The 22,450-nt window shown below is 67.7% G+C and carries 20 protein-coding genes; 13 read left to right on the top strand and 7 right to left on the bottom strand.

The genetic code is table 11. From position 1 onward, the window contains the following. The first annotated feature begins 68 nt into the window (after positions 1-68). The 5 genes from ACF07B_RS35340 to ACF07B_RS35360 all read left to right on the top strand — a co-directional run bounded on the left by ACF07B_RS35340 (position 69) and on the right by ACF07B_RS35360 (position 6,379). Complete coding sequence (locus tag ACF07B_RS35340) at positions 69-1,103, top strand: ABC transporter permease (protein WP_392181916.1); 1,035 nt, start codon at positions 69-71, stop codon at positions 1,101-1,103. A gap of 155 nt (positions 1,104-1,258) precedes the next feature. Beyond that, positions 1,259-3,067, top strand: a complete 1,809-nt coding sequence (locus ACF07B_RS35345) for an ABC transporter substrate-binding protein (protein ID WP_369482828.1) — start codon at positions 1,259-1,261, stop codon at positions 3,065-3,067. 95 nt (positions 3,068-3,162) lie between these two features. Beyond that, positions 3,163-4,143, top strand: coding sequence for an ABC transporter permease (locus ACF07B_RS35350; protein WP_369482829.1), 981 nt, complete (start codon positions 3,163-3,165; stop codon positions 4,141-4,143). A 9-nt stretch (positions 4,144-4,152) separates the two neighbouring features. Next, entirely contained in the window at positions 4,153-5,214 is a 1,062-nt protein-coding gene (locus ACF07B_RS35355; protein WP_362396992.1) for an ABC transporter ATP-binding protein, read from the top strand. 13 nt (positions 5,215-5,227) lie between these two features. Further along, complete coding sequence (locus ACF07B_RS35360; RefSeq protein ID WP_392181917.1) at positions 5,228-6,379, top strand: ABC transporter ATP-binding protein; 1,152 nt, start codon at positions 5,228-5,230, stop codon at positions 6,377-6,379. Positions 6,380-6,512: 133 nt separating this feature from the next. Here the strand turns inward: ACF07B_RS35360 and ACF07B_RS35365 are convergent, their stop codons facing one another. Continuing rightward, a complete protein-coding gene (locus ACF07B_RS35365; RefSeq protein ID WP_392181918.1) occupies positions 6,513-7,247 on the bottom strand; it encodes a class I SAM-dependent methyltransferase in 735 nt (244 codons plus the stop codon). A 154-nt stretch (positions 7,248-7,401) separates the two neighbouring features. Here ACF07B_RS35365 and ACF07B_RS35370 point away from each other — a divergent pair, with 154 nt between their 5' ends. Beyond that, a complete protein-coding gene (locus ACF07B_RS35370) occupies positions 7,402-7,815 on the top strand; it encodes a VOC family protein (protein ID WP_392181919.1) in 414 nt (137 codons plus the stop codon). Here the strand turns inward: ACF07B_RS35370 and ACF07B_RS35375 are convergent. Then, positions 7,805-8,845 carry an amidohydrolase family protein gene (locus tag ACF07B_RS35375; protein ID WP_392181920.1) on the bottom strand — a complete coding sequence of 347 codons (1,041 nt, stop codon included), beginning with the start codon at positions 8,843-8,845 and terminating at the stop codon, positions 7,805-7,807. The two genes, ACF07B_RS35370 and ACF07B_RS35375, sit on opposite strands and share 11 nt — an antisense overlap. 136 nt (positions 8,846-8,981) lie before the next feature. On the opposite strand from ACF07B_RS35375, the gene ACF07B_RS35380 reads away from it, so the two are divergent. Next, the gene (locus tag ACF07B_RS35380) at positions 8,982-9,494 is read left to right on the top strand and encodes a DinB family protein (protein WP_369482834.1); all 513 of its coding nucleotides are present in this window, start codon (positions 8,982-8,984) and stop codon (positions 9,492-9,494) included. A gap of 3 nt (positions 9,495-9,497) precedes the next feature. After that, positions 9,498-9,896, top strand: coding sequence for a VOC family protein (locus ACF07B_RS35385; protein ID WP_362396976.1), 399 nt, complete (start codon positions 9,498-9,500; stop codon positions 9,894-9,896). 134 nt (positions 9,897-10,030) lie between these two features. Here the strand turns inward: ACF07B_RS35385 and ACF07B_RS35390 are convergent, their stop codons facing one another. The 5 genes from ACF07B_RS35390 to ACF07B_RS35410 form a co-directional block, all read right to left on the bottom strand. After that, a complete protein-coding gene (locus tag ACF07B_RS35390) occupies positions 10,031-11,077 on the bottom strand; it encodes an ABC transporter ATP-binding protein (protein ID WP_392181921.1) in 1,047 nt (348 codons plus the stop codon). Positions 11,078-11,103: 26 nt separating this feature from the next. After that, positions 11,104-12,141 (bottom strand): ABC transporter ATP-binding protein, encoded by a 1,038-nt coding sequence (locus ACF07B_RS35395; protein WP_362396970.1) that lies wholly within the window; start codon positions 12,139-12,141, stop codon positions 11,104-11,106. 72 nt (positions 12,142-12,213) lie between these two features. Further along, positions 12,214-13,194: an ABC transporter permease gene (locus ACF07B_RS35400; RefSeq protein WP_369482836.1), complete on the bottom strand. Its 981-nt coding sequence runs from the start codon at positions 13,192-13,194 to the stop codon at positions 12,214-12,216. 94 nt (positions 13,195-13,288) lie between these two features. Beyond that, positions 13,289-15,049: an ABC transporter substrate-binding protein gene (locus tag ACF07B_RS35405; RefSeq protein ID WP_392181922.1), complete on the bottom strand. Its 1,761-nt coding sequence runs from the start codon at positions 15,047-15,049 to the stop codon at positions 13,289-13,291. Positions 15,050-15,127: 78 nt separating this feature from the next. After that, on the bottom strand, positions 15,128-16,156 hold the full coding sequence (locus ACF07B_RS35410) for an ABC transporter permease (RefSeq protein ID WP_328448592.1): 1,029 nt from the start codon (positions 16,154-16,156) through the stop codon (positions 15,128-15,130). Positions 16,157-16,677: 521 nt separating this feature from the next. Here ACF07B_RS35410 and ACF07B_RS35415 point away from each other — a divergent pair. From ACF07B_RS35415 to ACF07B_RS35435, 5 genes are read left to right on the top strand one after another with little or no spacing between them, the layout of a single operon-like run. Then, positions 16,678-18,303, top strand: a complete 1,626-nt coding sequence (locus ACF07B_RS35415) for an ABC transporter substrate-binding protein (protein ID WP_392181923.1) — start codon at positions 16,678-16,680, stop codon at positions 18,301-18,303. Positions 18,304-18,357: 54 nt separating this feature from the next. Then, positions 18,358-19,281, top strand: coding sequence for an ABC transporter permease (locus ACF07B_RS35420; protein WP_362396955.1), 924 nt, complete (start codon positions 18,358-18,360; stop codon positions 19,279-19,281). Further along, a complete protein-coding gene (locus ACF07B_RS35425) occupies positions 19,274-20,293 on the top strand; it encodes an ABC transporter permease (RefSeq protein WP_384233228.1) in 1,020 nt (339 codons plus the stop codon). Before ACF07B_RS35420 ends, ACF07B_RS35425 begins: the two co-directional genes overlap by 8 nt. Positions 20,294-20,298: 5 nt before the next feature. Further along, entirely contained in the window at positions 20,299-21,285 is a 987-nt protein-coding gene (locus ACF07B_RS35430; RefSeq protein WP_362396952.1) for an ABC transporter ATP-binding protein, read from the top strand. Further along, complete coding sequence (locus ACF07B_RS35435; protein ID WP_384233229.1) at positions 21,266-22,327, top strand: ABC transporter ATP-binding protein; 1,062 nt, start codon at positions 21,266-21,268, stop codon at positions 22,325-22,327. Before ACF07B_RS35430 ends, ACF07B_RS35435 begins: the two co-directional genes overlap by 20 nt. Positions 22,328-22,450: the final 123 nt, after the last annotated feature.

Genomic DNA, 22,450 nt, shown 5'->3' on the forward strand with positions numbered 1-22,450 from the left:
GCCCGATCCGCTCCGGCGGACCGGCGGCGCCGGGTACGGCACACCCACACTTGCGGAATGGGCGAATTGTGACGAGTCCTATCGAGACTGAGGACGGCGCGGAACCGGTCGTCGTGCACGGCGGGCAGGCGGCGACCGCGAAACCCGAGGCCGAGCAGCTCGTCGGCCGGTCTCCCGGCCAGTTGATGTGGACCCGCTTCAAGCGGGACCGCTCGGGGGTCATCTCCGCCTACGTCGTGGGGTTCTTCTTCCTGATCGGGCTGATCGCCCCGCTGATCGCCAAGCTGTACGGCAAGAATCCGTACACGGTGTACGCGGACGAACGTCCGGAGCTCTTCGACAGCGCCGGCGTGCCGCTCCAGCCCAACGGCGGTATCAGCGGCGAGTTCTGGTTCGGTCTGGAGCCGGGCAACGGCTATGACGTCTTCACCAAGCTGATCTTCGGTATCCGGACCTCGCTGATGATCTCCGTCGCGGTGACGGTCACGGTCGTCATCACCGGCATCCTGCTGGGAGTCACCGCGGGCTACGTCGGCGGGAAGGCCGACTACGCCATCAGCCGCGTCATCGACTTCCTGCTCGCCTTCCCCTCGCAGCTCTTCTTCATCGCGAGCATGCCGGTCGTGGTCTCGCTCTTCGTGAGTCCGCGTGACGAGACCCCTACCTATGTACGCGTGGTCGCGCTGATCGTCGTCCAGTGGTTCCTCGGCTGGATGAGCCTCGCCCGCATCCTGCGCGGAACCTCGCTCTCCCTGCGCGAGCGGGAGTTCATCGAGGCGGCCAAGGTGAGCGGGGCGTCCCCCTGGCGGATCATCCGCAAGGAGGTGCTGCCCAACGTGGTGACACCGCTCCTGGTGCAGTCCACCTACCTGCTCCCGAACTTCGTGACGATCGAGGCGGGGCTGTCGTTCCTCGGCGTCGGAATCGTCGAACCGACGCCCGACTGGGGACAGATGTTCTCCAAGGCCTCGACGGAACTCGTCCTGCAGAACGACATCACCTACATGTTCTTCCCGGGCGTCTCGATGATCATTTTCGTCGTCGCGTTCAACCTGCTCGGGGATTCGGTCAGGGACGCCTTCGATCCCAAGACGGCTCGCTGACCAAAGAGTTGTGGGCGCCTTCGCCCCGAATCGAACGGCAATTCCACAGCACCTCAATGTCAGATCACTGGTTCGAAGACCGCAGAGCACAACTCACCGGCACCACAGGTGCACTTGTTCGCACCGGTGACAACAGATGGGTAGGAATCTGAGTGATGAGTAGGGGCGGACGCCACGCATACGCCGCAATCTCCGTGCTCGCGGCGGGAGCTCTCGTGCTCACCGGTTGCAGCAAGGGCGGCAGCGACGACGGGAAGGGCGACAACAAGGACAAGGAGAACGCGCAGCGGCAGCAGGCGTCGATCAAGTTCGGCAACGCCGCCGACTCCACCGGTCCCGCGGCCGAGGTACCGGGCGCGAAGAGCGGTGGCACGATGGAGGTCCTCCAGCGTGACAGCTACGCGCACCTGGACCCGGGCCAGATCTACGTCTCCGACGAGGGTTCCCTCGCGACGCTGATCCACCGCGGTCTGACCGGATACAAGGCCACGAGCGACGACGGCTCCAAGCACGAGATCGTCGGCGACCTCGCCACCGACTCCGGTACCACGACGGACGGCGGCAAGACCTGGAAGTACACGCTCAAGGACGGCATCAAGTTCGAGGACGGCTCGGCGATCACGTCCAAGGACGTCCGCCGGACCATCGAGCGTCTCTTCGCCCCGTTCATCAACCAGGGTCCGCCCTACGTCCAGCAGTGGCTCGCCGACGCCCCGGGTGCCGACTACCGCAAACTGCTGAAGGACGGCCCGTACAAGGGCAAGCACCTGCCGGACAGCGTCCTGCAGACGCCGGACGACAAAACCATCGTCTTCAAGTTCAAGACCTCGCACCCCGACCTGCCGTACGCCCTGGCCATGGCCGGTTACGCGATCGTCTCCGAGAAGGGCGACACCAAGACGAAGTACGACCGGGCGCCCGTGACGACCGGACCGTACAAGATCCAGTCGTTCAAGTCCGGCAAGTCGATGGTCCTCGTGAAGAACACCAACTGGGACCCGAAGACGGACCCGATCCGTCACCAGTACGTGGACCAGTTCAACATCACGTTCAACCAGCAGTACGAGACGTCCACCAAGACGCTGCTGGCTGACACCGGAGCCGACCAGGCCGGCATCAGCTTCAACAACCAGGTCGACGCGGGCAACCTCTCCAAGGTCCTCGCCGACCCGAAGATGAAGTCCCGTACGGTCTCGGGCTTCCAGCCCTACGTCGGCCAGATGAACATCAACCTGACCCACGCTCCCCTCAAGGACAAGAAGGTCCGCGAGGCCATCGCCTACGCCCTGCCGATCACGCCGTTCGTGCGTGCCTACGGCGGCACCGCGGCGATGGAGGTCGCCGGCGGCCTCATCAGCCCGACCGTCAGCGGCTACGACGCCTCCTTCGACCCGTTCGGCAAGAAGAAGAAGCCGGCCGGTGACCCCGTCAAGGCCAAGGCCCTGCTGAAGGAAGCCGGCAAGGTGGGCATGAAGCTGACCTTCGGCTACATCAACACCCCCGAGGGCCAGCAGTACTCCACCGCCATGGCGGAGGGCCTGAAGAAGGCCGGGTTCGACGTCCAGCGCCAGGAGATCCCGGCCGAGACCTACTACGACCAGGTCAGCAAGCTGGACAACAACTACGACATCTTCCACACCGCGTGGGGTGCCGACTGGCCGTCCGCCTCGACCGTGATCCCGCCGCTGTACGACGGTCGCGGCATCGCCGACGGAGCGCAGAACTACTCGCAGGTCAACGACCCCAAGGTGAACGCGGACATCGACCGCATCAACAAGATCACCGACCCGGTCAAGGCCGCCGCCGAGTGGGAGAAGGTCGACCAGTACCTGGTCAAGGACGTCGTCAACGAGGTCCCGACCGGCTACTACAAGCAGACCCAGATCGCCGGCTCCAAGGTCGGCGGCCTGGTCTACGACGACGTGATCGGTGGCGTCGACCCGCGTCGCCTGTTCGTCAAGTAACCGTCGCCCTGACGGGGCCCGGCGCGCTCACCGCCCAGCGAGGCGGACGCGCCGGGCCCCGCCGGGCCCGCTGACGTCTGAGAGCTGCCCCTGCCATGCTGCGCTTCCTCATTCGCCGGACACTCGGCGCCGCCGTCATTCTCTTCCTGCTGAGTATCGTCGCGTTCCTGCTGTTCTTCGGTATGCCGAGGGACCCGGGGCTGCTGATGTGCGGCAAGACATGCACGCCTGCCAACCTCGCGAACATCCATCACGTGCTCGGCCTCGACAAGTCGATCCCCGAGCAGTACTGGATCTTCCTGCACAACCTCGTGCTGGGCAGCAACGGCTTCGACCAGGGTCCGTGCCCCGCGCCCTGCTTCGGGTACTCGTACCACACCAACGAAGAGGTCTGGGGCACGCTGATGGACCGCCTGCCCACGACGGTGTCCCTGACGCTGGGTGCCGCGGTCTGCTTCCTGATCGTGGGCCTGGGCACGGGCATGCTCGCCGCGTGGAAGCGCGGCACGCTCGTGGACAAGACGGTGACCGCCGGCGCGATGGTGCTCAGCTCGATGCAGATCTACTTCCTCGGCCCGCTGGCGCTGGCCGCACTTGTCTACCAGAGCCACCTTTTCGACAAGCCCGCCTACAACGACTTCACCGCGAACCCGGTCAGCTGGTTCACCGGGCTGATCATCCCCTGGGTGATCCTGTCCACGATCTTCGCCTCGCAGTACACCCGTATGGCGCGCTCGTCGATGATCGAGCAGCTCCAGGAGGAACACGTCCGCACCGCGCGGGCCAAGGGCATGTCACGCAAGTACGTCTTCTTCCGCTACGCCTGGCGCGGATCCCTGATCCCCATCGTCACCATCTTCGGTATCGACCTGGGCTCGCTGCTGGGCGGCGCGATCATCACCGAGTACACCTTCGGCCTCCCCGGCCTCGGCAAGCTCGCCGTCGAATCGGTCTTCTTCAGCGACCTTCCGCTGCTGCTGGGCGTGATGCTCTTCTCCGCCGCCATGATCCTGCTGTTCAACATCGTCGTGGATGCCTGCTACGCCTTCATCGACCCGCGCGTGCGGCTGTCCTAGGAGTTACCCGTGACCACTCTGACCAAGGAATCGGGCGCCGGTGCCCCGGCGGACTCGGCCGCGTTCCTCTCGGTGCGTGACCTGTACGTCCGGTTCAAGACCGAGGACGGCGTCGTCAAGGCCGTCGACGGGCTCTCCTTCGACCTCGAACGGGGCAAGACCCTGGGCATCGTGGGCGAGTCGGGCTCCGGCAAGTCGGTGACCAACCTGACGGTCCTCGGCCTGCACAACCCGATGTTCACGACCATCGAGGGCGAGATCGTGCTCGACGGCCAGGAGCTGATCACCGCCCGCGAGTCGGAGCTGGAGAAGGTACGCGGCAACAAGGCCGCGATGATCTTCCAGGACCCGCTGACGGCGCTGTCCCCGTACTACACGGTGGGCCGCCAGATCGCCGAGCCGTTCTGGAAGCACACCGGGGCCTCGAAGAAGGCCGCCTGGGAGCGGGCGGTGGAGATGCTCGGCAAGGTCGGCATCCCCAACCCCCGGGAGCGGGCGAAGGACTATCCGCACCAGTTCTCCGGCGGTATGCGCCAGCGCGCGATGATCGCGATGGCGCTGGTCTGCGACCCCGACCTGCTGATCGCGGACGAGCCGACCACCGCGCTCGACGTCACCGTGCAGGCCCAGATCCTCGACCTCCTGAAGAACCTCCAGCAGGAGTTCGGCTCGGCCATCATCTTCATCACGCACGACCTGGGCGTCATCGCGGACATGGCCGACGACATCATGGTGATGTACGCGGGCGGGGCGGTGGAACGCGGCACGGTGAACGAGGTGCTCCGCTCACCCCAGCATCCCTACACCTGGGGCCTGTTGAACTCGATGCCGCGCCTGGACTCGGACCTCGGTACGCCGCTGGCCCCCATCCCCGGCGCGCCGCCCTCCCTGCTGAGGCCGCCCTCGGGCTGCCGGTTCCACCCCCGCTGCACCTTCCAGGGCGAGGTCGGGGGAGCGCGGTGCGTGGACGAGCTCCCGCTGCTGCCGGCGGGCCGGGGAGGCGCGTGTCACCTCACGGCCGAGCAGAAGCAGACCATTTTCATCGAGCAGATCAAGCCCCGGCTGCGGTAGGGAGAACAGCGTCATGAAGGAAGACGTCGTGAACGACGTGACGGCGGGCCCCACCACGCTGCCCGCCCCGCGCACCGCCGCCGGTGACAGCTCCGCCGAGCCGCTGCTGGTGGTCGAGAACCTGGTCAAGCACTTCCCGGTCAAGGGCGGCTTCCCGGTCCGGCGCACCATCGGCGCGGTCCAGGCCGTGGACGGCATCGACCTGACGGTGAACGTGGGCGAGAGCTTCGGCCTGGTCGGCGAGTCCGGCTGTGGCAAGTCCACGACCGGACGCCTGATCACCCGCCTGCTGGAGCCCACCGGCGGCAGCATCAAGTACCGCGGCCAGGACATCACGCACGCCGACCGCAAGCAGCTCGCGCCGGTCCGCTCCGAGATCCAGATGATCTTCCAGGACCCGTACTCGTCACTGAACCCGCGGCAGACCGTCGGCCGGATCATCTCCGCGCCGATGGAGGTCAACGGGATCGCCCCGGAGGGCGGCCGCGAGAAGCGGGTACGTGAGCTGCTGGAGATCGTCGGCCTGAACCCCGAGCACTACAACCGCTTCCCGCACGAGTTCTCCGGCGGCCAGCGCCAGCGCATCGGGGTGGCCCGCGCGCTGGCGTCCGAGCCGAAGCTGATCGTCGCGGACGAGCCGGTCTCCGCGCTGGACGTCTCCATCCAGGCGCAGGTCGTCAACCTTCTTCAGGACGTGCAGAAGGAACTGGGCATCGCGTTCCTGTTCATCGCCCACGACCTGGCGGTGGTACGGCACTTCTCGCAGCGCGTCGCGGTCATGTACCTCGGCAAGGTGATCGAGGTCGGCGACCGGAACTCCATCTACACCCGGCCCCGGCACCCCTACACCCACGCCCTGCTCTCCGCGGTCCCCGAGGTCGAGCTGGAGGAGACCGGCAAACCCCCGCGGGAGCGCATCCGGCTCGCGGGCGATGTGCCCTCGCCCATCTCCCCGCCCTCCGGCTGCCGCTTCCGCACCCGCTGCTGGAAGGCGCAGGACAAGTGCGCGGCCGAGGAGCCGCCGCTGGTCCGGATCCCGGGCAACCGCGAGGGGCACCTGACGGCGTGCCACTTCCCGGAGGAGCCGACCACCGAGGCGCGTGACGAGGACATCGTGCTGGACCCGGCCCTGGCGGCCCTGGAGGACACCTCCGAGGGTCACTAGGACACCCGGACCCGCCGTGGTGCGAAGGGGGCCCGCCGCTGCCGCGTGCGGGCCCCTTTCCGTCGTGAAGGGCGCCCCGGGTTCCGGGTGTTCAGGTCCGGTCGGCGGGCGTCGAGGCCGGGGTGGCGGGGGGTCAGGCCCGGCCGGCGACCGTGATGATCTCGGGCGCGGTGGGGGAGACCGGCCGACGCCCCCAGTCCCCGTACTGCTCGTGCACGACGAGCCCGGCCTCGCGGAGGAACTCCCGCAGGGCGTCCGCCCCCAGGAACCGCAGGGTGCTGCGGCTGACCCGCGGCCACCCCCAGCGCGCGTGCTCGAACGTCTCGCGGAACGTCACCCGGTCCCCGAGCACCGGCGTCTCGACCTCGTGCCGGACCCGTACGGCGTCTCCGTGCGCGTCGCTCACCTCGCGTGCCCGCTCGGGCCGCCACGTCTCCCACGCCCGGACGGCGGGATTGCGGGTCTCGAAGACGAACCGCCCGCCGTCGCCGAGAGCCCGCCGTACGGTGGCCAGCGCGGAGCGCACCTCCTCGTCGCCGACGAGCACCTGGAACGCGTGCCCCGTCATCACGACGAGGTCGAACTCCCGCTCCCAGCGCACCGATCCGAGGTCCCCGAGCACCCACTCGACATCCGCCTGCCCGCGCGCCTGCACCAGCATGGCCGCGGCGGGATCGAGCCCGCACAACCGCCCCGCGTGACCCTCCTCCCGGGCCCGCGCCAGCAGGCGTCCCGTTCCGCATCCGACATCGAGCACGGACCGCGCGGCCATCACCAGATCCAGGTAGAAGTCGTCGCTCGGACCCCAGGGATTGAGCACGTCGTACAGGGCGGCGAGTGAGACGTCACTGAACGAACGGTCAGTCATCGAAGCAGTCTCTCAGCCCGCGCGGCCATCCGAAACCACTGATCGACAAGGAATCGGGTGAGCAAGCGGGCGGGAATAATGGCAGGTTGAACGGTCTGGACAGGGGAGCCGGACCACGACGGACTCCGACACCGCTCGCGAGAATCGGGACGAGATGCTGCACCACATCGAGCTGTGGGTACCGGACCTGGAGCGGGCCGTACGCTCCTGGGGCTGGCTCCTGGAGCGGCTCGGGTACACGCCGTACCAGGACTGGCCGGACGGCCGGAGCTGGCGGCTGGGGGAGACCTACCTCGTCTTCGAGCGGTCGCCCGCCCTGACCGCGGACCGCCACGACCGGCTGCGCCCGGGACTGAACCACCTCGCCTTTCACGTCAGAAGCCGCGCCGAGCTCGACACCCTCGTCGCCGAGGCGCCGGCGTACGGCTGGACACTCCTGTTCCCCGACCGCCACCCCTACGCGGGCGGTCCCGCCCACCGCGCCGCCTACCTGGAGAACGAGGACGGCTTCGAGGCCGAACTCGTGGTCCGACCGGACGACGGGGAATCCGGCGACGTCAGCGGATGATCCGGCCGCGCAGCACGACGCGCCGCGGGTGGCGCAGGACGCCCGGTTCCTCCCGGGGGTCCGCGTCGTAGACGGTGATGTCCGCCGGGGCGCCCTCGGCCGGCAGGGGCAGCCCCAGGAACGCGCGGGCGGTCCAGCTCGCCGCGCCGACGGCGGCCTCGGGAGGCAGCCCGGCGTCGATCAGATGCCCGACCTCCGCGGCGACGTTGCCGTGCGGCGCCGAGTCCGTTCCGGCGAGGACGGTGACACCGGCGTCGTACGCCTCCCGGACCCGGCGGATCATCGTGGTGTGCCCCTCGTGCCAGAGCCGGCCCCGGGCGGTGTCCTTGACCCGGGGCGCGCTGTGCGCGAAGGCGGTGAGGGTCGGGACGTACGCGGTGCCGTGCCCGGCCATCAGGGCGACGCACTCCTGCGGCATCCCCATGCCGTGCTCGATCGAGTCGACCCCTGCGCGGGCCGCGCCCAGCACACCCGCCGCGGACTGGCAGTGCGCCGCCACCCGGCCGCCCGCCGCGTGCACGCCGTCGACCACCGCGCGCAGCAGCTCGTACGGCACCGGGGGCGCCTCGTAGTCCCAGTCGCCCATGAGCTTGCACCAGCCGTCATGGGCCTTCGCCTCGGCGACCGCGACGGCGACCAGGTCGTCCGTCACCGTGTGGAACGCCGCGCTGCGGGAGAGCCCCGCCCAGGCGAGCCAGCGGCCCGCTGTGATCATGCGGGGCGAACCGGGGGCCTCGCGCAGTTCCTCGGGGATCTCGCCCAGCAGACCCGGAAAGCGCAGGGCCGTGACTCCGGCGTCCCGGTGCGCGGCGATCTGTTCGGCGAAGACCCCGGGATCGAAGGCCGTCTCGTCGTCGTCGGCGCCGCCCGGGTGCGTGTGGACGTCCACGAGGCCCGGCAGCAGGAATCCGCCGTCGGCGACGGTGTCCGCGGGGACGGACGGGCGCTCGAAGGTGATCCGGTCGCCGAGCGTCCAGAGGTCGCGTACGACGCCGTCGGGCAGGACGGTCCCGCGCAGGTGGAAGGCCATGGGACGACAGTCTGGCGGTGACCGCGGCGCACGGCAACGCCCGCTCGCCGCCGTCTTGTTGACGTCGCGGCCGGCGACCCGCCGACCGCGTTTAATCGCTCGACTTCGAACGGGCGGCCCGGGATGCTTCACCCCGATGACTTCACAGACACGCACGGACATGCCCGGTACCTGGGACGAGCGGACCCAGCTGACCACCTTCCTCGACTACGCCCGCGCCACCGCCCGCGCCAAGTGCGAGGACGCGTCCCCCGAGGACGCCCGCAAGGCCCCGCTGCCCGGCTCGCCGCTGATGACCCTGAGCGGGCTGATCAACCATCTCCGCTGGGTCGAGTACTACTGGTTCCAGGTGGTCTTCCTGGGCGAGGAGGACAAGGGGCCCTGGACGGACGAGGATCCCGACCGCGAGATGCGCATCGCCGTCGACTTCCCGCTGCCGCAGCTGCTCGACGAGTATGAGGAACAGAGCGCCCGCTACCGCGCGTTGGTGGCCGAGCACGACCTCGACACCAAGGCCGAGCGGGCCGGGCGCGACGGCACCCACGTCGACCTCCGCTGGATCATCCTCCACCTCGTGGAGGAGACGGCCCGTCACAACGGCCACCTCGACATCCTGCGCGAACTGGCCGACGGCCGGACGGGAGACTAGACCATGGGAGAAGCACGGTTGTCGCACCCCACCATCCGCACGATCACCTTCGACTGCTCCGGTGATCCCTACGAGGTCGGGCTGTTCTGGAGCAGGCTGCTCGGCCGGCCGCTCGCCGACGACGACAAGCCCGGTGACCCGGAAGCGGTCATCGAGGACCCGTCCGGCGGCCCGACGCTCCTGTTCGTGCGGGTCCCCGAGGGCAAGACGGTCAAGAACCGTGTCCATCTCGACCTGACCCCGCACGGCCGCACCCGCGACGACGAGGTCGAGCACGCCATCTCCCTCGGCGCCCGCCGCGTCGCGGACCACATCCGCCCCGACGGCAGCGGCTGGGTCCTCCTCGCGGACCCGGAGGGCAACGAATTCTGCATGGAACGCGGGGACTTGGAGCTGAGCTAGCCGGCTCGGCACGAGAGAAGGCCCGCACTGGGAAGTGCGGGCCTTCGTTCCCCTGGAACCGGCGTTCATGGGCTCGGGTCAATGGGCCGGGAAAGTCGGTTCCTGAAGGGGGCGGCTGACGGAAAAGGGGTGTGTCAGACCGCCGCCTCGGGGCTCTTGGCGAGACGCTGGGCCGGGATGGTCTCCGTCGTCTCCGGGTAGTGGCAGGCCGTCAGGTGGCCGTCGTTGCTGCCCGAGATCTGCACCAGCGGCGGAGCCTCGGTCGCGCACTTCTCCGTCGCCTTCCAGCAGCGGGTGCGGAAGCGGCAGCCCGACGGCGGGTTGAGCGGCGAGGGGACGTCACCCTTGAGCAGGATGCGCTCACGGGCCGGGACGTCGTCCGCGGTCGCCTCGGGCACGGCGGACATCAGCGCGCGCGTGTACGGGTGGCGCGGGTTGTCGTACAGGTCCTCGCGGTTGGCGATCTCGACGATCTTGCCGAGGTACATCACCGCGACGCGCTGCGAGAAGTGCCGCACGATCGCGAGGTCGTGCGCGATGAACAGGAACGCGATGCCCAGGTCCCGCTGGAGGTCCTGGAGCAGGTTGACGACCTGCGCCTGGATGGAGACGTCGAGCGCCGAGACCGGCTCGTCCGCGACGATCAGCTTCGGCTCCAGGGCCAGCGCGCGGGCCACGCCGATGCGCTGGCGCTGGCCGCCGGAGAACTCGTGCGGGAAGCGGTTGTAGTGCTCGGGGTTGAGGCCCACCGTCTCCAGCAGCTCACGGACGCGCTTCTCGTGGCCGCCGGGCGCCTTGATCCCGTTGATCTCCATCGGACCCGAGATGATCTTGCCGACCGTCTGCCGCGGGTTCAGCGAGGCGTACGGGTCCTGGAAGATCATCTGGATCTCGGAGCGGACCGGCGCGAGCTGCTTGCGGTTCGCGTGCGTGATGTCCTGGCCGCGGTACTTGATGTTGCCGCCCGTGGGCTCCAGCAGACGCGTGACCAGCCGGCCCGTCGTCGACTTGCCACAGCCGGACTCGCCGACCAGACCGAGGCTCTCGCCCTCGGCGACCTGGAAGTCGAGACCGTCCACGGCCTGGACCGCGCCGATCTTCCGCTTGAAGGGGAAGCCGCCCATCACCGGGAAGTGCTTGGTCAGTCCGGTGACGTCCAGGAGGGGGTTCGTGTTGCTCATGATCGTGAAGTCCCGTCTCAGTTACGTCAGTGCGACCGGGTCGCGGCGTAGTCGGCGAAGAAGTCGCGGCGCTGGTCCGCCGTGAGGTGGCAGGCGGCCCCGCGCCCGTCCGTGACCTGGAGCGGCGGCTGCTCGGTGGAGCACAGGCCGTCCGCGACCTTCTCCGCGAAGGTGCACCGCGGGTGGAAGCGGCAGCCCGACGGCGGGTTGAGGAGCGAGGGCGGCGAACCGGGGATCGGCGTCAGCGGCACGTCGACCGGTCCGTCCAGGCTCGGCATCGAGCCGAGCAGGCCCCAGGTGTAGGGGTGCTGCGGCGCGCGCAGCACCTCCTTCTTGGTGCCCCGCTCCACGCACCGGCCGCCGTACATCACCAGCACGTCGTCCGCGATGTCGGCGATGACACCGAGGTCGTGGGTGATGAAGATGATCGCCGTGCCGAACTCCTGCTGGAGGTCCTTGAGCAGGTCCATGATCTGGGCCTGCACGGTGACGTCCAGCGCGGTGGTCGGCTCGTCCGCGATCAGCAGCTCGGGGTCGCAGACCAGCGCCATCGCGATCATCGCGCGCTGGCGCATACCGCCGGAGAACTGGTGCGGGTAGTCGTCCACCCGGACGTCCGGCTGCGGGATGCCGACGCGGCGCAGCATCTCGATCGCCCGCAGCCGGGCCTCCCGCTTGGAGGCGCCGGTGTGCTTGCGGTACGTCTCGCCGATCTGCCGGCCGATGGTGTGGTAAGGCGACAGCGAGGCCAGCGCGTCCTGGAAGATCATCGACATCTTGTTGCCGCGCAGCCGCTCCAGCTCCCGCTCGGAGGCGGTCAGCAGCTCCTTGCCGTCGAGCAGGATCTCGCCGTCGATCGCGGTGCGCTCACGGTCGTGCAGACCGAGGATCGTCAGGTTCGTGACGGACTTGCCCGAACCCGACTCGCCCACGATGCCGAGCGTCTTGCCCTTGGCCAGGTTGAAGGTGAGACCGTCGACGGCCTTGACGACGCCGTCCTCGGTGGAGAAGTGGACCTTCAGATCCCTGACGGACAGGAAGGGCTGCTGATCGGTGCTCGTCACGGGGACGCTCCTGGGGGTGATGCGAGGGGGGTAGCTTGCGGTCGGCGGGTGGACGGCGCGGGGGCGCCGGGGTCAGGCGAGCCGGATCCGCGGGTCGATGAAGGCGTAGACGGCGTCCACGACGATGTTGAAGAAGACGATCGCCCCGGAGGCCACCATGGTCACGGCCAGCAGCATCGGCAGGTCGTTGGCCTCGACGGCGGTCACGGCGAGCTTGCCGATGCCCTGGAGGCTGAAGACCGACTCGGTGATGATGGCGCCACCGATCAGGGTGCCCAGGTCGATGCCGAAGATCGTGACGATCGGACCCATCGCGCCGCGCCAGGCGAAGCGGAAGAACACCGAGCGCCGGGACAGGCCCTTGGCGCGTGCCGTGCGCACGTAGTCCTCGCTGAGCTGTTCCACGAGCTGGGAGCGGGTCATACGGGTGTAGTTGGCCGTGAAGATGATCGACAGCGTCAGCCAGGGCAGCAGCAGGCCGCCGGCCCAGGCACCGGGGTTGTCGGTGAACGGCGTGTACGAGGGCTGTTCGAGGATGCCGAGCTGCTGGACCAGGAAGTACATCGCGATGTAGCCGACGAAGTAGATCTGGAGCGAGGAGCCGATCAGCGAGAACGAGCTGGCGATCTTGTCGGCGGCCTTGCCCTGCTTGACCGCGGCGATCATGCCCGTGCCGACACCGATGATGAGGAAGAAGACCGAGGCGCCGAGCGCGAGGGAGAGCGTGGTCGGCAGACGGTCCATGATCGTGCCCAGAACCGGCTCACGGTTGGTGAACGAGAAGCCGAGGCAGGGGGCGTTGCAGTTGCCCAGGCCGCCGTAGTCGCGCCCGAGGAAGAGGCCCTCCAGCCAGTGCCAGTACTGCACCGGCAGCGGGTCGGCGATCCCGAGGTTCACCCTGACCTGCTCCAGAAGGTCCTTGGTGCAGACCTTTCCGCACGCCATACGGGCAGGGTCACGCGGAATCGCGTAGAAGAGCATGAAGGTGACGGCGCTGATGATCAGCAGAATCACAAGTGCGCCGATGACACGGCGGACTAGAAAACGGAGCATGGCGTGACTTTCCGGACGGGGCGCCGTCGCCGGGGTGTGGGGAGGGGGGAAGAGGGGCCGGGGCGGCGGCGGTGACCGCCGCCCCGGAGCTGGATCAGGCCTTCGCGGCGTAGACCTTGCCCAGCGCGATGCAGGTGTTGCCGGAGTCGTAGATCACGCCGCCGACCTTGGAGCCGTGGAAGTAGTTGCGGATCGGGTTGTAGTCCGGAACCACGGCGGCGAGCTGCATGATCTGCTCGTCGATGTCGCCCCACATCTTGGCGGCCTTCTTCGCGTCGGGCTCGATCGTGGCGGCGGCGATCGCCTTGTCCACGCTCGCGTCCTTCAGCTGCGGCCAGTTGACGCCACCGTCGGCGATCTGGCTGCTGTCGAAGCAGGGCTGGATGACCGCGTAACCGGCCGGCCAGTCCGGGCCCCAGCCGGCGGCGAACATGTCGTACTCGTTGTCGAGCTGGCCGATCTGGCTGTAGAAGGAGGTCTTGTCGACCTGCTTCACGACCGGGGTGAAGCCGGCCTTGGTCAGCGCGGTCTTGATCGCGACGGCCTGCTTCACGGCGTTGTCCGACTGCTGCATCGCGACGACGACGCGCTGGCCCGACTTGCCGGCCTCCTTGAGAAGGGCCTTGGCCTTCTCGGGGTCACCCATGGGCTTCGTCTTCTTCTCGTAGAGGTCGAAGTCCTTGTGGCCCGGGGTGAGGGGGCTGATGATCGTGGTCGCGGTCGCGGTGGAGAGCGAGCCACCACGGATCTGCTGGAGCTGCTTCGACGGCCACGCGAAGTTGAGCGCCTGGCGCACCTTGGCGTCGGTGATGCGCTTGGTGTTGATCGCGAAGTAGTAGCAGGTGGTGTCGACCTGGGTCAGGACGCGCTTCTTGAGCGTCGGGTCCGTCATGACCTTCTGGATGCGCTCCGGGGCGACCTCGTTGAGCAGCGACAGCGTGAACTGGTCGTTGCCGTTGTCGGCGATGTAGCGGTCCGTGGAGGACAGCGACTGGAAGCCGAACTGGAAGACGAACTTGTCCGGGTACGCGTTGCGCAGCGGGTCCGTCTCGGCGACCCAGTGCTCGTTGCGGACCAGGGTCGCGCCCTTGCCGATGCTGCGGCTCTCGATCTTGTACGGGGCGCAGGAGAGCGGGTGCTTGTCGTACTTCTCCTTGGTGTCGTGCTTCTTGGGCACGATGGAGAAGCCGCGCATGGCCACCATGAAGTTGAAGTCGGCGTGGGCCTCCTTCAGCTTGAACGTGATGGTCTTGCCGCTGACCTCGATGGAGTCGAGGTGCTTGCCGCCGTAGGGGCCCTTGTACTTGTCGCCGCCGACGAGCCAGCCCTGCGGGTAACGGGGACCCTGGGTGACGAACGAGGCGAAGAGGCGCTCGAAGGTGTGGCGCACGTCCTCGATCGTGACGTCGGCGCCGTCCTCCCACTTCACGTTGTCCTTCAGCGTGAAGGACCAGGTCTTGCCGCCGTCGGCCGCGGTGCCGGCGTCCGTGGCGAGGTCACCCACGAGCGTGGTGCCGCCCTTGGAGTCGATCTTGTAGCCGGTCAGGCCGCGCAGGAACAGGACCGAGCAGGCACCCTCGTACGAGGAGTAGAGCTGCGCCGGGTCCAGGTGGTCCCAGTCGATCTGGTCGAGCGTGTAGATCGTGCCGCCCTTGACCGCGCCGGGGACCTCGGGAGCCGCGCCGGTGGAGTCCGCCTTGGTGCCGACCGCGATCGTGGCCGCCTTGGCCTTGGCCACGGACGGAGCCTTGTTGTTGCCGCTCCCGCTGTTGCCGCTGCTGCAGGCGCTCAGGACCGTGGTGGCACCGGCGGCCACACCAGTGGCTATGAGGAAGTTTCTGCGGGAAAAGGACATGGCTTACCTGCCTAGTGGTGGTTGAGTGACAGACGGGCAATCAGCCGGACGACTACGACCGGGGCTGGGGGATGGACGTCAGCGCTTGGACTTCGGGTCGAGTGCGTCGCGGACCGAGTCTCCGAGCAGGTTGAAGGCGAGGACGAAGATGATCATCGAGACGCCCGGGAAGATCATGAAGGTGATGTCTTCCGTGTAGAAGCCGGCACCACGCTGGATCATGACGCCCCAGTCCGGGGTCGGGTCCTGGATACCGACGCCGAGGAAGGCGAGACCCGCTTCGGCCGTGACGTAGGCCGGCAGCATGAGGGTCGACTGGATCAGGATCGGTGTCCAGAGGTTGGGCAGCAGCTCTTTGAAGACGATTCGGCGCGAGGACGCGCCGGTCACCTTCGCCGCCTCCACGAACTCGCGCTCCCGCAGGCCGAGGACCTGGCCGCGCAGCAGACGCGCGATGGAGGCCCAGCCGAAGGCGGAGAGGACGAGGATCAGGCAGGTGGCCCGCAGCCAGGTCGGGACCTCTTCGTTGAAGGGCACGAAGAGCGCGTAGACGACCGGCATGAAGGCGATGAAGAACAGGGTGGACGGGAACGACAGCAGGATGTCGATGACCCGGCCGACGAAGTAGTCCGTCTTGCCGCCGAGGTATCCCGCGGTGATGCCGATGACGACACCGACCACCGTGGTCAGCAGCGTGGCCGCCGTGGCGATCATCAGCGACGTGCGGATGCCGTACAGCAGGAACGTGAAGACGTCGCGGCCGAGCTGCGGCTCGATGCCGAACCAGAAGCTGCCGTCGATGCCGCCGTTGGGCTTCACCGGGAAGGCGAAGTCGTTGAGGAGGCCGTCCGTCTCCTGGCCGTACTGCTCGTACGGGTTCTTCCCGTACAGCTTGGCTATCAGCGGCGCGCATATCGCGATCGCGAAGAAGAAGACCACGATGTACGCGGAGATGACACCGGTGCGGTCGCGCTTGAACCGCGTCCAGGCGAGTCGTCCGGGGGAGCGACTCTCCGAGCCCTTGGGGTTGGAAGACGGAGCCGGGGTCTTGCCGGTCTCGTCGGTCACCTCAAGTGGGGCGGCCGCGGATGGAGTAGGGGGGGTCATGATGCTCCAGGCCCGAGGGGGTCAAGGGCTCCGCAGGGCGCTCCCTACGGGCTACGCCGGACTTTTTCAACGCAATTCATGCAAGGTCAATAAAATCTCGGTCGCCTTGGTTTTCTCTTTACTTTCTTTGCCTTGAGTTGACCTCAGCGTAACTACGCGTGTAGCGCACTGTGGCCGTTCTGTGTCCGGATTCGGGCTAACAGGGCGAAACGGGCAATGAGTTCGTTATCCGGACGCCGGAGTCTCGGAATGCGTACATGTCGTGCACTGGAATCAACAGTTCCGTATCGAAGCGTGAAGATCTGTTGCGCCGAAGGTCAAGATCGTCTGCGTCGATGGTCAAGATCATTTGACGGAGTGTCCGGAGTGCCTCCTTCCGGATGGATCGCCACTCGGAAGGGTGGGGTAAATGTGCGATGCGCCCCATATAGGAAGATATTGGGCCCTAAAGCCACATCGCACCGGAGCCGGACGTCCGACCCCGGCGCCGGCGGCACAGCGCACTCTTGAGGAGGCACACCATGCGTGGAGCCACGCACGCCAAATGGGCCGCATGCGCGGTGGCGGTAGCCCTCGCGGCGTCCGCCTGCGGGGGCGGAGGGGACGGAAGCAGCAGCGGCTCCGGTACGGTCAGCGCCTCCTGGGGTGACCCGCAGAACCCGCTGGAACCGTCCAACACCAACGAGGTGCAGGGCGGCAAGGTTCTCGACATGATCTTCCGCGGGCTGAAGCGGTACAACGCCAAGACCGGCGCCGCCGAGGACATGCTCGCCGAGAAGATCGAGACCTCGGATTCACAGAACTTCACGATCACGGTCAAGGGCGGCTGGAAGTTCAGCAACGGCGAGGCCGTCACCGCGCAGTCCTTCGTCGACGCCTGGAACTACGGCGCCAGCCTGAAGAACAACCAGAAGAACGCGTACTTCTTCGGGTACATCGAGGGCTACGACAAGACGCACCCCGACACGGGCAAGCAGAGCGCCGACACCCTGTCCGGGCTCAAGGTGACCGGCACGAACACGTTCACCGTCAAGCTCACCCAGAAGTTCTCGACGTTCCCGGACACCCTCGGCTACGCGGCCTTCTCGCCGCTGCCCAAGTCGTTCTTCAGCGACCACGCCGGCTGGGTCGCGAAGCCCGTCGGCAACGGTCCGTACACCATCAACAGCTACGCCAAGGGCTCCCAGATGTCCCTGGTGAAGTGGGACGGCTACCCCGGTGACGACAAGGCGAAGAACGGCGGTGTGACCCTCAAGGTCTACACGGACAACAACACCGCCTACAACGATCTCCTGGCCGGCAACCTCGACCTCGTCGACGACGTGCCCGCCGCCCAGCTCAAGAACGCCAAGAGCGACCTGAACGGCCGGTACATCAACACCCCGGCCGGCATCATCCAGACGCTCGCCTTCCCGTTCTACGACCCGAAGTGGAACACCAGCGGCGCCACCAAGGTCCGTCAGGGACTGTCCATGGCGATCAACCGCCAGCAGATCACCGACACCATCTTCCAGAAGACGCGGACGCCCGCGAGTGACTGGACCTCACCGGTGCTCGGCGAGAAGGGCGGGTTCCAGGAAGGTCTGTGCGACAAGTACTGCGACTACAACCCGTCCGAGGCCAAGAAGCTGGTCCAGGAGGGCGGCGGCCTGCCCGGCGGCCAGGTCAAGATCTCGTACAACGCGGACACCGGCTCCCACAAGGAGTGGATCGACGCCGTCTGCAACTCGATCAACAACGCCCTCGGCAACGACAAGGCCTGCGTCGGCAACCCGATCGGAACGTTCGCCGACTTCCGCAACCAGATCGGGCAGCACAAGATGCCCGGGCCGTTCCGGGCCGGCTGGCAGATGGACTACCCGCTGATCCAGAACTTCCTGCAGCCGCTGTACTACACCAACGCCTCCTCCAACGACGGCCAGTGGTCGAACAAGCAGTTCGACAGCCTCGTCAACCAGGCGAACGCGGAGACCGACACCACCAAGGCCATCAAGCTCTTCCAGCAGGCCGAAGGTGTCGTGCGGGACAACATGGCCGCCATCCCGCTCTGGTACCAGAACGGCAGCGCCGGCTACTCGGACAAGGTCTCGAACGTGGCGCTGAACCAGTTCAGCGTGCCCGTCTACAACGAGATCACCGTCAACTGAGCCGCCCGGGGCGGGCCGCTCACGCCGGTCCGCCCCTCTATCTCCGGAGCACTCATGGGACGGTACGTCATCCGGCGACTGCTGCAGATGATCCCGGTCTTCATCGGCGCCACACTGCTCATCTTCCTGATGGTCAACGTCATGGGCGACCCCATCGCGGGCCTGTGCGGCGACCGGCAGTGCGACCCCGCCACGGCCGCCCAGCTGCGCAAGGAGTTCAACCTCGACAAGAACGTCTTCGTCCAGTACTTGCTGTACCTGAAGCACATCTTCACCGGCGACTTCGGCACCGCGTTCAACGGGCAGCCGGTCACCGAGCTGATGGCCTCCGCCTTCCCGGTCACCATCCGGCTGACGATCGTCGCGATCTTCTTCGAGATCGTCATCGGCATCACGCTCGGCGTCATCACCGGTCTGCGCCGCGGCCGCCCCGTCGACACCGGCGTCCTGCTCCTCACCCTCGTGGTCATCTCCGTGCCGACCTTCGTCACCGGTCTGCTGGCGCAGCTCCTGCTCGGTGTCAAATGGGGCTGGATCAAGCCCTCGGTCTCCGCGGAAGCCACCTTCGGCGAGCTGATCGTGCCCGGCCTCGTACTGGCCTCGGTGTCCCTCGCCTACGTGACCCGGCTGACCCGGACCTCCATCGCGGAGAACAAGCGGTCCGACTACGTCCGCACGGCCGTCGCCAAGGGCCTGCCGCGGCGCCGGGTGACCATGCGGCACCTGCTGCGCAACTCGCTGATCCCCGTCGTCACCTTCATCGGCACCGACATCGGCGCGCTGATGGGCGGCGCGATCGTCACCGAGCGGATCTTCAACATCCACGGCGTCGGCTACCAGATCTACCAGGGGGTCGTGCGCCAGAACACCCAGACGGTCGTCGGCTTCGTGACCATCCTCGTCCTCGTCTTCATGGTCGCCAACCTGCTCGTCGACCTCCTGTACGCCGTACTCGACCCGAGGATCCGCTATGCCTGAGCAGCCGCCGTACGAGGAAGACCCACATCACGGGCCGCAGGGGCCGCCGCCGGAGGACCTCGCCATCGCCCCGACCGGTTTCGGAGGCACGATGGACCTCGGGACGAGCGAGGCGGAGACCCTGGAGAAGACGCCGGGAGGACCGGAGGGCACCGGGCCGAAGGAGAAGCCGCGCTCCCTGTGGTCCGACGCCTGGCGGGACCTGCGCCGCAACCCCGTCTTCATCATCTCCGGACTCGTCATCGTCTTCCTGGTCGTGATCTCGATCTGGCCCTCCCTCATCACCTCCCAGAGCCCGCTCCAGTGCGACCTCTCCAAGGCGCAGCAGGGCTCGCAGTCCGGACACCCCTTCGGCTACGACGGCCAAGGCTGCGACGTGTACACGCGGACCGTGTACGGGACCCGCGTCTCGATCAGCGTCGGTGTGCTCGCCACGCTCGGGGTCGCGCTCCTCGGCTCGTTCCTCGGCGGGCTGGCCGGCTTCTACGGCGGGATGGGCGACTCGATCCTGTCCCGGATCACCGACATCTTCTTCGCGATCCCCGTCGTGCTCGGCGGTCTGGTCCTGCTCTCGGTGGTGACCAGCAACACGATCTGGCCGGTCGTCGGATTCATGGTGCTGCTCGGCTGGCCCCAGGTCTCGCGTATCGCGCGCGGCTCGGTGATCACCACCAAGGAGAACGACTACGTCCACGCGGCCCGCGCGCTCGGCGCCTCCAACTCCCGGATGATGCTGCGGCACATCACCCCGAACGCGATCGCTCCGGTGATCGTCGTCGCGACCATCGCGCTCGGCACGTACATCTCGCTGGAGGCGACGCTGTCGTACCTGGGTGTCGGTCTCAAGCCCCCGACGGTCAGCTGGGGCATCGACATCTCCTCGGCCTCCGCGTACATCCGCCAGGCCCCGCACATGCTGCTGTGGCCGGCCGGTGCGCTCGCGATCACCGTGCTCGCGTTCATCATGCTCGGCGACGCGGTGCGCGACGCCCTCGACCCGAAGCTGAGGTGACCGCCGTGCTGCTCGAAGTGCGCGATCTGCACGTGGAGTTCAGGACCCGGGACGGGGTCGCCAAGGCCGTCAACGGGGTCACCTACAGCGTCGACGAGGGCGAGACGCTCGCCGTGCTCGGCGAGTCCGGCTCCGGCAAGTCGGTGACCGCCCAGGCCGTGATGGGCATTCTCGACATGCCGCCCGGCAAGATCACCGGCGGCGAGATCCTCTTCCAGGGCAAGGACCTGCTGAAGTTCAAGGAGGAGGAGCGGCGCAAGGTGCGGGGCGCCGAGATGGCGATGATCTTCCAGGACGCGCTGTCCTCCCTGAACCCCGTGATCAGTGTCGGCGACCAGCTCGGCGAGATGTTCACCGTGCATCGCGGGATGAAACGCAAGGAAGCCCGCGCCAAGGCGATCGAGCTGATGGAGCACGTGCGCATCCCGGGGGCGGCCGAGCGCGTGCGGGACTATCCGCACCAGTTCTCCGGCGGTATGCGCCAGCGCATCATGATCGCCATGGCGCTGGCCCTGGAGCCCGCCCTGATCATCGCCGACGAACCGACCACCGCGCTCGACGTCACCGTGCAGGCCCAGGTCATGGACCTGCTCGCCGAACTCCAGCGCGAGCTCAACATGGGGCTCATCCTCATCACCCACGACCTCGGCGTGGTCGCCGACGTCGCCGACAAGATCGCGGTGATGTACGCGGGGCGGATCGTCGAGACGGCGCCGGTCCACGACATCTACAAGGCGCCCGCCCACCCCTACACGAAGGGGCTGCTGCACTCGATCCCCCGGCTCGACCAGAAGGGCCAGGAGCTGTACGCGATCAAGGGGCTGCCGCCCAACCTGATGCACATCCCGCCGGGCTGCGCCTTCAACCCGCGCTGCCCGATGGCCCAGGACATCTGCCGAAGCGAGGTGCCGCCGCTCGCGGAGGTCGACGCGGACCGCAGGAGCGCCTGCTTCTTCTGGAGGGAGTGCCTCGATGACACAAGCAGCAACTGAGCCGCTGCTGGAGGTCAGCGGACTGGTCAAGCACTTTCCGCTCACCCAGGGAATCCTGTTCAAGAAGCAGGTCGGGGCGGTCAAGGCCGTCGACGGCGTCGACTTCCACCTCGACCGCGGTGAGACCCTCGGCATCGTCGGCGAGTCCGGCTGCGGCAAGTCGACGGTCGCCAAGATGCTCGTCAACCTGGAGCGGCCCACCGAGGGGGCGATCAAGTACAAGGGCGAGGACATCACCCGGCTGTCCGGCAAGGCGCTGAAGGCCGTACGCCGCAACATCCAGATGGTGTTCCAGGACCCGTACACCTCGCTCAACCCGCGGATGACGGTCGGCGACATCATCGGGGAGCCGTACGACATCCACCCCGAGGTCGCGCCGAAGGGCGACCGGCGGCGCCGGGTCCAGGACCTGCTGGACGTGGTCGGGCTCAACCCGGAGTACATCAACCGCTATCCGCACCAGTTCTCCGGCGGCCAGCGCCAGCGCATCGGCATCGCGCGGGGCCTGGCGCTGCGGCCCGAGATCATCGTCGCCGACGAACCGGTCTCCGCGCTCGACGTCTCGGTGCAGGCGCAGGTGATCAACCTGCTGGACAGGCTCCAGGCCGAGTTCGATCTCAGCTACGTCTTCATCGCGCACGACCTGTCGATCGTGCGGCACATCTCCGACCGGGTCGGGGTGATGTACCTCGGGCGGATCGTGGAGACCGGCAGGGACGTCGAGATCTACGACCATCCGACCCACCCCTATACCCAGGCGCTGCTGTCGGCGGTGCCCGTGCCGGACCCGGAGGCCCGGGAGCACCGGGAGCGGATCATCCTCCACGGGGACGTGCCCTCGCCCGCGAACGTGCCGTCCGGCTGCCGGTTCCGCACCCGCTGCTGGAAGGCGCAGGAACGCTGCACGCTGGAGGTGCCGCTGCTCGCGGTGCCGGCCGAGTTCCGGCTCGTCGAGGGCCCCGCCGCCCACGACTCGGCCTGTCACTTCGCGGAGGAGAAGCAGGTCGTGCCTCCGGAGGAGCCGTCCGACGGACCGGCATAGCGGCACAAATGTGAGCGAAAGTCGTTAACACACAGGCAACTTGACGGAAGCGGTACCGATATACGGACGCGGCAAGGTGAACACCGTACGGCCGTGCGGGTGCCGTGAACGAGCCGGGGTGCG

Origin of the sequence: Streptomyces sp. NPDC015532, assembly GCF_043078065.1 — a bacterium.
Taxonomy (GTDB): domain Bacteria; phylum Actinomycetota; class Actinomycetes; order Streptomycetales; family Streptomycetaceae; genus Streptomyces.

Coding starts and splice junctions, on each gene's coding strand:
- ACF07B_RS35410 (WP_328448592.1), bottom strand. CDS start 16,156: ATGACCCCCCCTACTCCATCCGCGGCCGCCCCACTTGAGGTGACCGAC.
- ACF07B_RS35420 (WP_362396955.1), top strand. CDS start 18,358: ATGGGACGGTACGTCATCCGGCGACTGCTGCAGATGATCCCGGTCTTC.
- ACF07B_RS35370 (WP_392181919.1), top strand. CDS start 7,402: ATGCTGCACCACATCGAGCTGTGGGTACCGGACCTGGAGCGGGCCGTA.
- ACF07B_RS35400 (WP_369482836.1), bottom strand. CDS start 13,194: ATGCTCCGTTTTCTAGTCCGCCGTGTCATCGGCGCACTTGTGATTCTG.
- ACF07B_RS35365 (WP_392181918.1), bottom strand. CDS start 7,247: ATGACTGACCGTTCGTTCAGTGACGTCTCACTCGCCGCCCTGTACGAC.
- ACF07B_RS35375 (WP_392181920.1), bottom strand. CDS start 8,845: ATGGCCTTCCACCTGCGCGGGACCGTCCTGCCCGACGGCGTCGTACGC.
- ACF07B_RS35350 (WP_369482829.1), top strand. CDS start 3,163: ATGCTGCGCTTCCTCATTCGCCGGACACTCGGCGCCGCCGTCATTCTC.
- ACF07B_RS35385 (WP_362396976.1), top strand. CDS start 9,498: ATGGGAGAAGCACGGTTGTCGCACCCCACCATCCGCACGATCACCTTC.
- ACF07B_RS35415 (WP_392181923.1), top strand. CDS start 16,678: ATGCGTGGAGCCACGCACGCCAAATGGGCCGCATGCGCGGTGGCGGTA.
- ACF07B_RS35425 (WP_384233228.1), top strand. CDS start 19,274: ATGCCTGAGCAGCCGCCGTACGAGGAAGACCCACATCACGGGCCGCAG.
- ACF07B_RS35380 (WP_369482834.1), top strand. CDS start 8,982: ATGACTTCACAGACACGCACGGACATGCCCGGTACCTGGGACGAGCGG.
- ACF07B_RS35345 (WP_369482828.1), top strand. CDS start 1,259: ATGAGTAGGGGCGGACGCCACGCATACGCCGCAATCTCCGTGCTCGCG.
- ACF07B_RS35405 (WP_392181922.1), bottom strand. CDS start 15,049: ATGTCCTTTTCCCGCAGAAACTTCCTCATAGCCACTGGTGTGGCCGCC.
- ACF07B_RS35390 (WP_392181921.1), bottom strand. CDS start 11,077: ATGAGCAACACGAACCCCCTCCTGGACGTCACCGGACTGACCAAGCAC.
- ACF07B_RS35360 (WP_392181917.1), top strand. CDS start 5,228: ATGAAGGAAGACGTCGTGAACGACGTGACGGCGGGCCCCACCACGCTG.
- ACF07B_RS35435 (WP_384233229.1), top strand. CDS start 21,266: ATGACACAAGCAGCAACTGAGCCGCTGCTGGAGGTCAGCGGACTGGTC.